This is a genomic window from Gracilibacillus orientalis (assembly GCF_900114645.1).
In the GTDB taxonomy this organism is placed as follows: domain Bacteria; phylum Bacillota; class Bacilli; order Bacillales; family Amphibacillaceae; genus Gracilibacillus; species Gracilibacillus orientalis.
The window spans coordinates 1-14,141 of record NZ_FOTR01000008.1; the positions used below are offsets into that span (position 1 = coordinate 1).

Sequence of the window (14,141 nt, forward strand, 5' to 3'; positions counted from 1 at the left end):
AAGTGGTGCTCCATACTTGATCGTCGTTCAGTAAAAAACTTTTCATGGCTCTTTTTCATCATGCTTAATAATTTTGTGAAATCCTCAACCGCCAACAGCTCTTACATTTCCATCAGACTCGATGTTAAGTGAAAATAAAGTTGTTTACTTTCTAAGATGAGAATCCGCATATATCCGTTGAAAAATGTGGCTTGTTCAAATAATAGTTGTTTACTTTTCATGTTCAGACAGTTATTGCGCGTATTAACTTTATGCACCCGAATACCGTTATTCTAGCGACCTAGCGGTGTTAGATCAAGGTAGTTCAAGGAAAAAAGAAGGATATCCAGGCCACGTGAATAGGTTGAATAAGTGTGAAAAATACGATCATCTTCGCGTAAAAACACACTCACACCTGGTAATTCAGTACCCCATATGTCCCAACGTCCGACAGCCTTCTCATGCTCTTTCTTACTTCTAAAGTTAATTTGGAGTGGAGTGACGGCCTCATCCAATGTGACATGAAAATCGTAATTGAAGTCGCTTCCGAATGAAGAATACCAGGGAAACGTCCAGCCCATTTCCTTCTTGTATGCAACAATTTTAGATAGAGGTGCTCGGGAAACCACTGCTAACGTTGTGTTTTTCTCATGAAGATGTGGCAAATGGCCAAGGTCGTCCATATGGTGTGTACATCCTGAGCATGCCTTGTTCCAGCTAGGATCGAACATGACATGATGGACGATTAGTTGGCGTCGACCTTCAAACAGGTCGAGCAGACTGGCTTTTCCACGTGCCCCTTCAAAGATATACTCCATATCAATTTCGACCATTGGCAACTTGCGGCGCTCAGCATTCAGTTCATCTCGTGCCCGGGTGAGTTCCTTTTCCTTCTTGAGAAAATCTTTACGGGAAGCAAGCCATTCCTTTCGGGAAACGATGTTTGGTTTGGTAGTTTCTTGCATGATGCATTTCTCCTTTCGGTTTTTTATCAATTTATGATGACACGTCTGTGTTCTCAGTCTTTTCCTTTCGAGGCTGACCAAGAAAAATGAGAGAAGCTAACAGCCCAAGCAGAGCAAATCCGGCTGCCACTCCGAACGCGAATTGGTAACCTTCATGCAAAGCAAGCAACTGAACTTGTTGATCCGCATCATCGGGAATATAACCAGTGTGTGATATTGCAATAGCTGCAAGAAGTGACACACCAAGTGGACTACCAATAGAACCAGAGGTTTCTACAATGCCAGAAGCCAACCCCGAATCTTGTTCAGCAACTCCTGTCAAGGCAGCAATTTGTGAGGCAACAAAGGCAGCACCCATCCCAAATCCGAACATTAGTAAACCAAGTAAGATGATCATAAATGAACTACTTTCGAATGGTACCATGGTCAACGTCATACAACCAATTCCAAGCATAACCATACCGAATGCGGCAACTTTCTGTACACCAATACGTGACACAAAGCGCTGTCCCACAGAGACCCCTACAATCGATATAACTGTCATAATCATCATTGTCAGGGCAAATTGTACAGCCGAGTATCCAAGTATTCGTTGGGCATACATGGTAAAAGTAAATAGCATGCCATCTACCGACATGAATGCTGCTATGCATACAAAGTTGCCACCTACAAGTGTTTTCGAACGAAAAATTCCTAATGGGACAAGAGGAGCTTGAGATCGTGACTCAATGTAGATAAAAAGTAACACAAGAGCACCCGAAATCAGCAGCAAACCGATCGTCTGCATCCCCAACAAGCCGGCCATTGGTGTTTCCGAAATGGCATAGACAAGAAGAAATAGAGCAATCGTTATGGTTATAGCACCAGCTACATCAAAAGTACGTCTAGTCTCTCGCACCCCACGACTCTCGTGCAACAACAGAAAACTTAATGCAAACACAGCAAGACCAACCGGCACGTTGATGAAAAATATCCATTCCCAACCAAACCACTCCGTTATTAATCCGCCTATCAACAAACCTGAAGTAGCACCGATCCCTCCAAGTGCTCCCCATACACCAAGTGCCTTGTTGCGCTCAGTTCCCTCCTTGAAAGTGATCATCAGAATAGAAAGTGCAGCCGGAATCATCATGGCCCCTGAAATACCCTGAATCATACGTGCGACAATTAACACCTTGTCCGTCCAGGCAAATCCACAAAAGAGGGAGGATAAGACAAATAAGCCAACGCCGAACATGAACAAACGGCGACGGCCAAGTATGTCTGCTGCACGACCACCGAGCAGCAACAGGCAGCCGAAAGTCAGGGTATATGCTGTAATGACCCATTGTACATCTCCTGCTGCAAAACCAAGACTTGATTCGATAGACGGGATGGCTGTAAAGACAGTTGTAGAGTCGGTCACAACCATGAAAAAAGCAGTACAAAGCAGTGCAAGAATGTATGTGCGATGTCGTTTATCGATGACATCCTTGTCGGTCTTCTTCACGTCTTTCTTACTTCTAAATCGCATTAGTTGTCTCCGCTTCTTTCAAAATAAAATAGGATCATCATCTGTGGAGCATTATAGGTCTTTTTAATGACAAAAGTGTCGTGTGTTGCAAAGCGTTTGTTCATCATTTATTCCTCCCTTTAGGTTGATTCATTTGAATGCTTGTCGAGAAAGTCGCCAAGCTTGTCGAAGTGGTGCTCCATACTTGATCGTCGTTCAGTAAAAAACTTTTCATGGCTCTTTTTCATCATGCTTAATAATTTTGTGAAATCCTCAACCGCCAATGGCTCTTCCATTTCCATCAGATTCGATACATTTTGTAATTCTTTTAAAAGTTTCTGTTGAACTCTGATATGTTCTCTAAGTCGATCGATTTGAAGCGATACAATTTCGAATGGATTGTAATTGTCATCAGCTAGAATCGATTTAACTTCATCGAGTGATAAACCTAGTTCCTTTAATGCCAGTATTTGTTGTAGACGTGAAAGGTCAGATTCGTTATACAACCTGTATCCTGAGTTAGAATATCCAGATGGAGAATACAAGCCAATTTGATCATAATACCGCAATGTTCGAACGGTTACCCCTGTTAATTTTGCAAGTTCCCCAACTTTCCAATATTTCTTACCTGCAATAATCATCCCCTCATTTCGCGCGACTATTAATTACCGGTGGCTTTAATATAAATCATTACGTGACGTAAGGGTCAAGTTAATATATAAAATTTATTTTAAAGAGATAAAAAGTATTGAAGGGATCCTAAATCATATCGGACTCCCATCCCCCATAGAACACCCTTATTTTTCTTAAGATTATCACACACACCTGCTGAGTATTTCTTTTCGATTGCTCAATTTATAAAAGGAAAATTTCACTACACTAATATATAAAACGGTCGTTTTGTGATAAATAGAAAGAAAAGGGAGTGCAAAGGAAGTTCTTGATGTACTCGAACCTTGATAGGTTTTACGGACGATTAGCACCGTGTTAAAGAAGAACTATGGGGTATCAAGTCCTGTGACCAACGTCGATACTAGAGTATCCTGTTCGTCGTACTTTGTACATTCACAATTTTTACTACGTCTCGCATTACCACTCTGCTAACATTTTATACTTTTCTAACGTAAAAAAGAGCATTACATTGCTTTGTTTTGCAATGTAATGCTCTAAATATATATCTAAAAGGGGGTAATACATTCAGAATTAGTCCTTCTCATAAAAAAAATTATTTGGTTTGTTTAGTCATTGTACCTGCATCTGCCGGATCAATACCATGACGGTAATAGTCCGCATAAATAGGCTTGAGAGGCTCTTTTCCAAGAATTAAGTCTGCTGCCTTTTCTGCTAGCATCAACACCGGTGCATGGATATTACCGTTAGTGACGTAAGGCATGGCTGATGCATCAGCCACTCGAACATTGTCGAGCCCATGAACTTTCATAGTGTTCGGATCTACGACAGCCATAGGGTCTGAATCTGGTCCCATTTTTGCCGTGCACGATGGGTGAAGTGCAGTCTCCGCATCTTTTGCTACCCAATCCAAAATCTCTTCATCTGTTTGAACAGAAGAACCAGGGGAGATTTCTCCTGAATTATAAGGCTCCATTTCTGGCTGAGACATAATTTCTCTTGAAACTCGTATAGCTTCAACCCACTCACGTCGATCCTGTTCGGTAGAAAGGTAGTTATAGACCATACTTGGATGTTCTTTTGGATCTTTCGAACGAATCTTTAAAGACCCTCGAGCATCAGAATACATAGGTCCTACGTGTACCTGGAATCCATGATCAGTGTCCGCTTTTTTTCCATCATACCTTACAGCTACCGGAAGGAAATGGAACATCAAATTTGGATACTCGACTTCCTCGTTCGAACGGACAAAACCTCCGCCTTCAAAATGATTGGTAGCTGCTGGACCTTTGCGACCAAGTAACCACTGCAAACCGATCCAAGGCATCCGCAATTTATTTAAGTTAGGCTGTTCGGATACCGGTTTCGAACAAGAGTATTGGATATAAGCTTCGAGGTGATCCTGAAGGTTTTCACCAACACCAGGAAGATCAACTTTTGGTTCGACACCAACTGAGCGCAGATGTTCTGCATCGCCCACACCTGATAGTTGAAGAAGCTGTGGCGTATTGATTGCACCGCCGACAAGTATAACTTCACCTGCTTTGACATGATGCATCTTCCCATTTCGTTGATATGTCACACCTTCAGCTTGTCCACCATTTATGTCGATATTTGTAACGAATGCACGTGTTCTTATGGTGAGGTTCTTACGGCTCTTAACCGGATGTAAATAAGCGCGAGAAGCTGACATCCGTCTACCTTTATACACGTGTTTATCAAATGGTCCGAACCCTTCTTGACGATAACCGTTCACATCAGGTGTTCGAGAGTATCCAGCCTCGACAGCTGCATTAAAAAAGGCTTGGAATAATGGATTTGTTGCTGGTCCGCGTTCCAATTTGATAGGACCATTGTGACCACGAAGTTCATCATCTGGATCTGCTGCTATAGCATTTTCCAAACGATTAAAATACGGAAGACAGTGTGCAAAATCCCATGTTTCCATACCTGAGTCTTTTCCCCAACGTTCATAGTCCTTTGGATTGCCACGCTGGTAAATCATACCGTTAATCGAACTTGAACCACCAAGCACCTTACCACGAGCATGCTTAATTCTTCGACCACCCATATAAGGTTCAGGGTCAGACTCATATTTCCAGTCGTATAAACTTTTTCCGGCAGGGAACGGCAAAGCTGCTGGCATTTGAATCAATAGATCCCATGCATAGTCACTACGTCCTGCCTCTAATATAAGAACACTGTTTGTCCCATCTTCACTAAGGCGGTTACCAAGTACAGAACCTGCACTACCACCGCCGATGATTACATAATCAAATGTTGCACTCATTTTACGAACCTCCTTATATTTTGAATGTAGAGATGAGAATATTATGAAAACATTCATCAAAAACCTCATTCAATTATTAGAACAAAATAATAGTTACTTAAACCAATTAAGCGGCTCTGGATTGAGATTGCGATAAACATGTTTCGTTTCTGTGTATTCTTCCAATCCAATTTTGCCTAACTCACGTCCGATTCCAGACTGTTTATATCCACCCCACGGAGCTTGTGCAAAATATGGGTGGAAATCGTTGATCCATACAGTGCCCATCCGTAATTCAGATGCAACACGTTCCGCCTTATCCACGTCTGTTGACCATACCCCGCCGGCAAGGCCATAGATGGAGTCATTAGCAAGACGCACTGCTTCTTCTTCACCTTTAAAACGTTCGACCGTTAAAACGGGACCAAATACTTCCTCCTGCACAATCCGCATACTAGAACGACAATCAGTTAATATGGTAGGCAAGTAGAAGAAGCCGTTTTGCAGTTCGGGGGCATCAGGACGAGAGCCGCCAACCAATACGTTTGCTCCTTCTTGTTTTCCGATTTCCACGTATTGTTCAACTTTTTCTCGATGCTCTTCTGAAATCAATGGGCCAGATTGCGTTTCCTCATCGAATCCGTTACCTAATTTAATTCGCTTAGCTCTTTCCGCAAGTGCTTCGACAAAACGGTCATGAATTGAATCTTCAACAAGTAACCTAGCCCCTGCTGAACAAACCTGACCAGCATGGAAGAAAACGGCATTCAAAGCCTGATCAAGCGCCGTATCAAAATCAGCATCCGCAAATACGATATTCGGATTTTTCCCTCCGAGTTCCAGCGCAATCTTTTTCACATTTCCGCTTGCCGCCTGCATAATCTTCTTACCTGTCACAATACCGCCTGTGAAAGATATGAGATCGACGTCATGGCTCACGGCTAATTCGTTACCAACTGTTTCACCTTTACCAAGCACAAGATTGACTACGCCGTTCGGAAAATCTACTTCTTCCATTAATTCTGTCACTTTAATAGTGGTTAATGGAGTAATTTCACTTGATTTCATTACAATTGTATTTCCAGCCGCAAGCGCGGGTGCAATTTTCCAGGCTGCTTGTAAAAGTGGATAATTCCATGGCATGATTTGACCACAAACGCCAACCGGTTCACGAACAACTTTACTTTGGCTATTTGGAATCGGTGGTTCAATAATTTCTCCGCCGTCTTTATCAGCTAAACCGGCAAAATAACGAAAAACCCCTGCAATATCATCCATATCTGCACGACTTTCTTCGATTGTTTTTCCAGTATCCAGCGATTCTAATTCCGCAAGCTCTTCCTTATCTCTTTCAATCAAATTCGCAATTTGGAATACTTTATTACCTCGTTCACTAGCAGGTGTATATCTCCAATTCCCATGATCAAAGGCTTTTCGAGCTGAAGAGATTGCTAGTTTCGCATCTTCTGCGTCCCCTTCAGCAACCGTTGCAATAATTTCCTGATTAAACGGGTTGATGATGCTCCTGCTCTCTCCAGAGCGAGCCTCAGTCCATTTCCCGTTGATGAACATTTTTTTCATATATTTTCCCCCTTACATTAATTTTGTTAAATTATTTTTTAACGTATTGAACACATTAAATATACCACAGTGATTTTTCTTTGTAAACCAACGTCTATTTTTGATTAAATAATTTTTGACATTCACGCAAGATACGGTATAGTTAAAATTAAAGAAGTTAAATTTATATTTAACCAGTTAAATTTTAATTATCTGCCAAACATAATATGAAATGAGGGATGAAATTGGAAGATAAAAAAGATGAAAAACAGCAGAAAGCTGGAGAATTGCTTGAAGATGCAGAACGCGCAGTCATTAACTCTATTGCTGAAACAATGGATCTATACGGCGTCACAGCATCTATCGGAAGATTATACGCAACCATGTATTTCAAGCATGATCCCTTGACTCTTGATGATATGAAAGATGATCTTGGAATGAGTAAGCCGAGTATGAGCACCGCCGTTCGAAAGTTACAAGATATCAATATTGTAAAAAAAGTCTGGAAAAAAGGTTCTCGTAAGGACTTATTTATTGCCGAGAAAAATTTCTTCCAATATTTTTCCCATTTCTTTGGGGATAAGTGGGAAAGGGAAGCTAAATTAAATCTTTCGTCCATCAATTATGCTATAGAGAAACTGCAACAAGTACTACATGATGAGGAAATCGATGAAGAAATGAAACAACGAGCTGAACAAGATTTACAGCAACTCGAGGAATATAGGAGCTATTGCCACTGGTTGGAGAGACTTACCCATTCCATTGAATCCGGTGAGATTTTTGAATTCTTACCAATTGAAGATCCGAATCCAAAAGATCACAATCACAATGAAGACTAACCAAATATGCTAGTGAAAGAAATGAAAAACAGCCTCTCGCTATGTGGAAGAGGCTGTTTTTTATTATATGCTTCTAAAAACAATGAAATAGTGCATTATTATATTTTCGAAGGACTCGGTATAGATATTAAAAGCTCTCACTCCCCCCAAGTGTAGCAAGTGTCTGTGTACCTTGACCGTATCCAAACCTGATTTAAGATGGAATTATTAACTTAATACGAGTTATTTTTTGAAACCACAAACAAATTTTTGTATTCTGTAGGAGACATTCCTGTGTACTTTTTAAAAGCCAGACTAAAGTAATGGCTTTTATTACCAAATCCTGTAATATCTGAAATCTCAAACATTTTCAAATTACTTTTTTCTTCCAAAAGATGTTTTGCTTTCTCCATCCTGAGTCTATAAACATATTGTGAAAATCGTTCTCCCATTTCGCGTTGAAATAAGCGACCTAGGTAGTCTTCATTCATGAATAATATTTCTCTAGCAATTTTTTTCAAGGATAACTCAGGGTTAGCTAATTGTTCTTCAATATAGTTAATAACTTGTTCGACGGCTTTACTGTATTTCTTTACAGTATACTCATAGTTTGATTTAGTAATTTCAATCCCTAATTTAGTCACATATTGTTCAACTTGCGAAAGTGTATCCATTTTATCTAACTCTATAATAGCTTGGGCATAAGTATCTAAATCATCAGAAGTACTTTGTTGCAATATGTTAATTAATAGCTCCATGCATTTCATATTAGTAATTTCTATTCTTTGTTTAGTATTGGACAAGTGCATAAAAAAATTACTCATTTGTAACTTTACCGCTTCGACGTGTCCAGTTTTTACAGAAACAACAATTTTTTGAAAATATTTATCTAAACTATTATTTACTGTATCTTTTTCTAAATTAATTTCATTCTTTGTTATTAAATGTCCTTCACCGATATAAAAACCATATTGTAAACATTCGCGAATATCTGCATACATAGATTGTATTTCTTCAAGTGGAGCTTCATCACTTATCGCAATAAACGTTTTTTTATCATAATATTGAAGAAAAACTTGTTGTATCTCCTCGAGTGGTTTTTCTAACTCTGCATGTTCTACAGAACCAAATAAAAGCAAAATATCTCTATTAGATATTGCACTAATTTGTAATTTCTTTAATGCAAGCAATTCCTCTGAAATGTTTTTTAAAGCAAACCTTCCAAGCAAACTACATTCCTTTTCAGGTCTTAATAATACTAATCTATAAAACGAATCAGTCATTTCAAACATCTTTTTTATACTTTTAGTATTAGCTAAATAACTATCCATTTCAATTGCTTCAACAAGAAATTTTTCTTTTATTTGCGGCAGGGCTTTCTTCCAATTATCCGTCATCCTATTAAAAATCTGCTCCTTTTTTTCTTTTTGACGGATATCTTCTAGTACCTTTTTGAGAGATTCTGTTATTTCTATATCATCACAAGGCTTTAAGATATATTCTTGCACTCCAAATTTCATCGCCGTACTTGCAAACTCAAATTCGTCATAGCCTGATAAAACGATGAAGTTCACATTTAAATTCTGATTGTGAACTCTCTTAATTAGTTCAAGTCCATTCATCTCAGGCATCATAATATCTGTTATTACTATTTCTGGTTCTTCCTTTTCAATAATATCTAATGCTTCAATACCATTTTCCCTTGAACCAATTACTTTTAACCCTAGTGACTCCCAATCAATCAATTCTATAATTCCTTTACAAATTGTAGGTTCATCATCGACTATTAACACCTTATACTTCATGATTGTCACTAACCTCCTTTAGAGGAATTTTTAATGCAACAGATGTTCCTATTGGCTCCTTACTATGTACAGTCAGACCATATTGATTTCCAAAACTCAATTTCATACGCTTATCTATATTTTTCAGACCAATACCTGTACTAGATGAACTTTGACCATCAGTTTGAACTTTTTCTAATTCAGATTTACTCAATCCGGGTCCATTATCTGAAATAATAATCTCAATAAAGTCTTCTTTACTTTCAATCTTAATGTTAATTCTGCAAGTGCCCGCTTTTTGTTCTAATCCATATTTGATAGAATTTTCAACTATTGGTTGTAAACACATCTTTATAATATATTTATCCTTTAGGTGTTCCGGGCATTCACAATCAAATTCAAGTCTACCTTCATAGCGATACTTAAGAATCGTTATATAGGCGTCTACAAGCTTTAATTCTTCACCAATAGTCGTAACATGATTAGAATTTTTAGTTGCACTTCTCAACATGGCACCTAAAGCCTTCACCATCGTCGCTATCTTATGCTGTTTACTTAATTTTGCTTCCCAATTAATAAAATTTAACGTGTTGTATAAAAAATGCGGATTGATTTGAGCTTGTAAAGCCTTAAGTTCTGCCTCTTTTATTAGGAGTTGTTTGATGTAATTTTCCTTAATTAATGTTCTGATTTTATTAACCATGAAAACAAAATCATTATTAAGTTTGGCAACCTCATCACCATCAGGTTGTTTTTCTAGAGGAAATTCTGTTATCTCAAATTCTTTTTTATCTATTTTTTTCATTCGATTACTTAACTTAATAATCGGAGCTGTTATATGATTAGATAATTTCATACCTACTACACAAAGGATGAACATTAACACAATAAAAGTTAGTAAGAGAATAAGACGAGTAATGGAAATACTATTAAATATACTTTCATAAGGGACTACTGTGTAATAGGACCATGACGTATAACCAGAATATCCTTTAGTTATCAGATACTTATTTCCTTCGATATTCCTTATATCATATGATCCCACTAAATCATCGGGACTAAATTGTTGTTCTGGTAATAGTGGATCCTTATAAATTTTTTGATTATTCTCATTAAATATTAAAAGTTCCCCTCTTGCATCTGGCCAAGTACTAGAAACCCATCTAACAAGTCGCTCAGGGTCAATTCTTATTAAAATATATCCAATCGGTTTAAGTTGTTCCACAGATCTTAGTTTTCTTGCGACTAAAAAACTCGAATCACCTTCCATTGGTTTAAACCATGATATTTCCCCTTGAGTGTTATCTAGCTTGTTCATAACCATCTCCAAGTAATTACCTTTAAATACTGTAACACTATTACCAACCGTATATTCAACACCTTTCGTATTAAGATAACTAACAGAGGAGATATAAGGTTCTGCTTGCGAAAGTGATAGAAGTTTACTTCTCATCTCATTGGTTGCGACATACCTTTCATAGGATGAAGAATCTGTATTCATTTGCTGTAAATTGTCTTGCGTGCTTCCTTCCATTAAGAACGAAAAAGTATGTTTCTCAACTTTTCTTAATTCATTTTCTAATGCAGTTGTGTACACATTCAGCATTTTAGATGTATTATTAAGCAATTGTTTATCATAAATATGGTAAACAACTTGTATAGCGGAAAAAGAAATGGTACTTACTGAAATAACAAATACTAATAAAATAGATATAAGTTTCTTTTTGATTGAAAGTGTGTTGTAAAATCTTTTTATATTCAATAGTATCTTACCTTCTTTCTAAAGATGTTATCTCATTTACTTAAAAGTATTAATATTAAAGATACTACAACAGTTAGTTAGAGTAATAAATAAAGATAATATGTAATAACATACTCACAAAATTAAAGCGATTACAAAAATCTATTATGCTTTTTATCAGCCTACCACCATTAGTTTACCATAACATTTTTGGAATGTTTTGCGTTTTTCTGTTCCACTTTACGAAATGCTTTATTAGATAATTCCATTAATAGATATGAAGTAATACTTATTGAGAAAAATGGGATTAAAAAGGGGATTGCTGTACTTAGAAAAACACTCAAAAAAATTACAGCAAACATTACAAAAGTTATAATAGGATTGATCATCCCAATAACACACGCAAATTTGAAATACTGTATAAAGCTAGCTTTGTAATGTACATAAACCGGAAATATAAATAGGGATATAACTGCAAATAAAACTAATATAATACTGAAAACCAATGTCATTGCGTTAATAAACATACCATTTGATTGATTAATATAGTTAAAATCAGTATATAAAATTAACCCAAATATTATCAGTACCAATCCAATCGCATTACTCTGTACAAACAATTGTTTATAAGTACTTACAAACAATTTAAATATATAAACTGAATCCTCTTTATCAATGATCCATTTTCGAACGACAGTGAATGTAGCAATTGTCGCTGGAAATAATCCAAAAATTCCTAGACCAACTAAAGTAAATACCCACCATAATACATTGACATATGCAAAAAGCATTATCCAATTACACGTTTTATAAATTACATTACTAAGCCCGAACATTTTTCTCCTCCTGTTGTAAAATAACTAAATTTGAGCACAGCAGGTTTTGCCTCTATGCAAACCTGCTGTACGATTTTTTCATTCTATATAGAATATGTCCCCATTTACATCCATTAGCTACTGAGTCATGTAACTCAAAATATGAATTAGTAGCTTAGCACTCTTAAGAAAATCTAATTCTTAGTTTATCCATTTTAAATTGTCTAACCTTTTACCCCACTTGTAGCAATACCTTCTACTAGGTAGCGTTGGAATAAAAGAAATACTCCGATAACAGGTATTAAAGATAGAGTTGACATAGCAAATAATCCACCATAATTACTATACGAATTCGGGTCCAAATATAAATTCAAGGCTAAGGATACGGTAAACCATTCAGGTGAACTTATAAAAATTAACGGTTGAAAGAAATCTTGCCATATCCAGTAAAAACAAAATATAGTAGAAGTAACGATAGCTGGTGCTACTAAAGGTAATATTATTTTAAAGAATATACCTAACTTGCCAGCGCCATCCATCTTAGCGGCTTCATCCAATGAAATAGGTAAACCACGAATGAACTGTACCATTAAGAAGATAAAGAAGGCATGACCGAATATCCATGGTGCCATTAATGCTGGTAAACTATCAATTAATCCTAACCATCTTAATATAATATATTGTGGAACAACCATGACTTCGTTAGGAATCATTAGTGTTACCATTACACACATAAACCAAAATCCACTAAATTTAAAATTCACTCTTGATAAAGCATAAGCAGCCATTACTGAACTAAATACTCCGCCTATCGTTCCCGCTCCTGCAACAATCAGTGAATTTAACATGAATCTTCCAAAGGAGTACCCACTTATACCATCCCAACCTGAAACATAATTTTCAACAATTGCCCATGTTTCGGGAATTAGGGAATAAGCATTAGTAAACATTGTTGCGTTATCTTTGAAAGAACTAGCTAATGCCCATAATAATGGATAAATCATTATAACACCAATGACTAGCGCCGCTATGTGAAAAGTCAGAGATGAAATAATTTTCTTTCGATTTCTTTTTTTCTTAAGCTTACTAATTTCCTTAGGCTTAGTTCTTTTATCTATTGTTGTATCAATCATTTCCCTCCTCCTTTCGACTCATAATAAACCCATGAATTTTGTGTTTTGAAAACAATAAATGTAAATAAGCCGATAATGGATACTAATACCCAAGCCATTGCACTACTATATCCCATTTCAAAATAAGTGAAAGCTCGTCTATATAAATTAAGAACATAGAATAAGGTGCTGTCCATTGGTCCACCTTCAGTAATGATAAAACCTTCGGTAAATACACGAAAACCATTAATAGACTGTAATATTAGATTGAAGAAAATAACTGGTGTTAACATTGGAATTGTAATTCTTGTAAAATTAACCCAGCTATTTGCTCCATCAATTGATGATGACTCATATAAGCTATTAGGTATCTGTTTTAATGCCGCTAGGAATATTAGCATAGATGATCCAAATTGCCAAACTCCAAGCGCAATAATTGTCCATATTGCTGTAGAAGGATTACCAATAAATGATACATCTTGTGGTATCCCCATAATCGCAAGAAGAGTCATTGCAACTCCATCATTACCGAACAACTGTTTCCAAACTATTGAAACAGCTACACTACTACCTACAATAGAAGGGATATAAAACAGAGTTCGGTACACCCCTAAGAATTTACGTTTGCTATTTAAAAGCATAGCAACAAGTAATGCAAAAAATAGTCTTAAAGGAACCATTACAAATACATAAAAGAAAGTAACTTTTAAAGATTGCCAGAACGATTCATCCTGAAACATTCTTTGATAGTTATCTAATCCAGTCCATTGAGGAGGACTTAACAGATTATAACTTGTAAATGAATAGTAGATAGAAAGAAACATTGGTGTCACATACATTATCATAAAACCTAGTAGCCACGGTGAAAGCAAAAGATAGCCGACGAGGTTTTCATTTTCTTTTTTAATTCCATTTTTAACTTTCATGTAGATCACCCCTCCATGCTGTATAACATCATAGAGGCTGAATCTTACTT

11 protein-coding genes are annotated in these 14,141 nt (G+C 36.8%); 1 reads left to right on the top strand and 10 read right to left on the bottom strand.

Annotated features, from left to right (window positions below; all coding sequences use genetic code 11):
• Window positions 1-272: 272 nt before the first annotated feature.
• The 5 genes from BM121_RS14365 to betB all read right to left on the bottom strand — a co-directional run bounded on the left by BM121_RS14365 (window position 273) and on the right by betB (window position 6,916).
• Window positions 273-944: a DUF899 domain-containing protein gene (locus BM121_RS14365; RefSeq protein WP_091484348.1), complete on the bottom strand. Its 672-nt coding sequence runs from the start codon at window positions 942-944 to the stop codon at window positions 273-275.
• A 31-nt stretch (window positions 945-975) separates the two neighbouring features.
• Window positions 976-2,457 (bottom strand): MFS transporter, encoded by a 1,482-nt coding sequence (locus tag BM121_RS14370; RefSeq protein ID WP_091484349.1) that lies wholly within the window; start codon window positions 2,455-2,457, stop codon window positions 976-978.
• Window positions 2,458-2,576: 119 nt separating this feature from the next.
• Window positions 2,577-3,077: a MerR family transcriptional regulator gene (locus BM121_RS14375; RefSeq protein ID WP_091484350.1), complete on the bottom strand. Its 501-nt coding sequence runs from the start codon at window positions 3,075-3,077 to the stop codon at window positions 2,577-2,579.
• Between the two features lie 584 nt (window positions 3,078-3,661).
• Window positions 3,662-5,356 (bottom strand): choline dehydrogenase, encoded by a 1,695-nt coding sequence (betA, locus tag BM121_RS14380; protein ID WP_091484351.1) that lies wholly within the window; start codon window positions 5,354-5,356, stop codon window positions 3,662-3,664.
• Between the two features lie 93 nt (window positions 5,357-5,449).
• The gene (betB, locus tag BM121_RS14385) at window positions 5,450-6,916 is read right to left on the bottom strand and encodes a betaine-aldehyde dehydrogenase (protein ID WP_091484352.1); all 1,467 of its coding nucleotides are present in this window, start codon (window positions 6,914-6,916) and stop codon (window positions 5,450-5,452) included.
• Window positions 6,917-7,140: 224 nt separating this feature from the next.
• On the opposite strand from betB, the gene cudC reads away from it, so the two are divergent.
• The gene (gene cudC / locus BM121_RS14390; protein ID WP_425432242.1) at window positions 7,141-7,734 is read left to right on the top strand and encodes a choline uptake/conversion transcriptional regulator CudC; all 594 of its coding nucleotides are present in this window, start codon (window positions 7,141-7,143) and stop codon (window positions 7,732-7,734) included.
• Between the two features lie 212 nt (window positions 7,735-7,946).
• Here cudC and BM121_RS14395 read toward each other — a convergent pair whose 3' ends face one another.
• The 5 genes from BM121_RS14395 to BM121_RS14415 form a co-directional block, all read right to left on the bottom strand.
• Window positions 7,947-9,518: a response regulator transcription factor gene (locus BM121_RS14395; protein WP_091484354.1), complete on the bottom strand. Its 1,572-nt coding sequence runs from the start codon at window positions 9,516-9,518 to the stop codon at window positions 7,947-7,949.
• Entirely contained in the window at window positions 9,508-11,259 is a 1,752-nt protein-coding gene (locus BM121_RS14400) for a cache domain-containing sensor histidine kinase (protein WP_091484355.1), read from the bottom strand. Before BM121_RS14400 ends, BM121_RS14395 begins: the two co-directional genes overlap by 11 nt.
• A gap of 170 nt (window positions 11,260-11,429) precedes the next feature.
• Window positions 11,430-12,074 carry a YesL family protein gene (locus BM121_RS14405; RefSeq protein WP_091484356.1) on the bottom strand — a complete coding sequence of 215 codons (645 nt, stop codon included), beginning with the start codon at window positions 12,072-12,074 and terminating at the stop codon, window positions 11,430-11,432.
• A gap of 203 nt (window positions 12,075-12,277) precedes the next feature.
• Entirely contained in the window at window positions 12,278-13,186 is a 909-nt protein-coding gene (locus BM121_RS14410; RefSeq protein WP_091484357.1) for a carbohydrate ABC transporter permease, read from the bottom strand.
• Complete coding sequence (locus BM121_RS14415; protein ID WP_425432243.1) at window positions 13,183-14,115, bottom strand: carbohydrate ABC transporter permease; 933 nt, start codon at window positions 14,113-14,115, stop codon at window positions 13,183-13,185. Before BM121_RS14415 ends, BM121_RS14410 begins: the two co-directional genes overlap by 4 nt.
• Window positions 14,116-14,141: the final 26 nt, after the last annotated feature.

Coding starts and splice junctions, on each gene's coding strand:
- betB (WP_091484352.1), bottom strand. CDS start 6,916: ATGAAAAAAATGTTCATCAACGGGAAATGGACTGAGGCTCGCTCTGGA.
- betA (WP_091484351.1), bottom strand. CDS start 5,356: ATGAGTGCAACATTTGATTATGTAATCATCGGCGGTGGTAGTGCAGGT.
- BM121_RS14370 (WP_091484349.1), bottom strand. CDS start 2,457: ATGCGATTTAGAAGTAAGAAAGACGTGAAGAAGACCGACAAGGATGTC.
- BM121_RS14405 (WP_091484356.1), bottom strand. CDS start 12,074: ATGTTCGGGCTTAGTAATGTAATTTATAAAACGTGTAATTGGATAATG.
- BM121_RS14375 (WP_091484350.1), bottom strand. CDS start 3,077: ATGATTATTGCAGGTAAGAAATATTGGAAAGTTGGGGAACTTGCAAAA.
- BM121_RS14395 (WP_091484354.1), bottom strand. CDS start 9,518: ATGAAGTATAAGGTGTTAATAGTCGATGATGAACCTACAATTTGTAAA.
- BM121_RS14365 (WP_091484348.1), bottom strand. CDS start 944: ATGCAAGAAACTACCAAACCAAACATCGTTTCCCGAAAGGAATGGCTT.
- BM121_RS14410 (WP_091484357.1), bottom strand. CDS start 13,186: ATGATTGATACAACAATAGATAAAAGAACTAAGCCTAAGGAAATTAGT.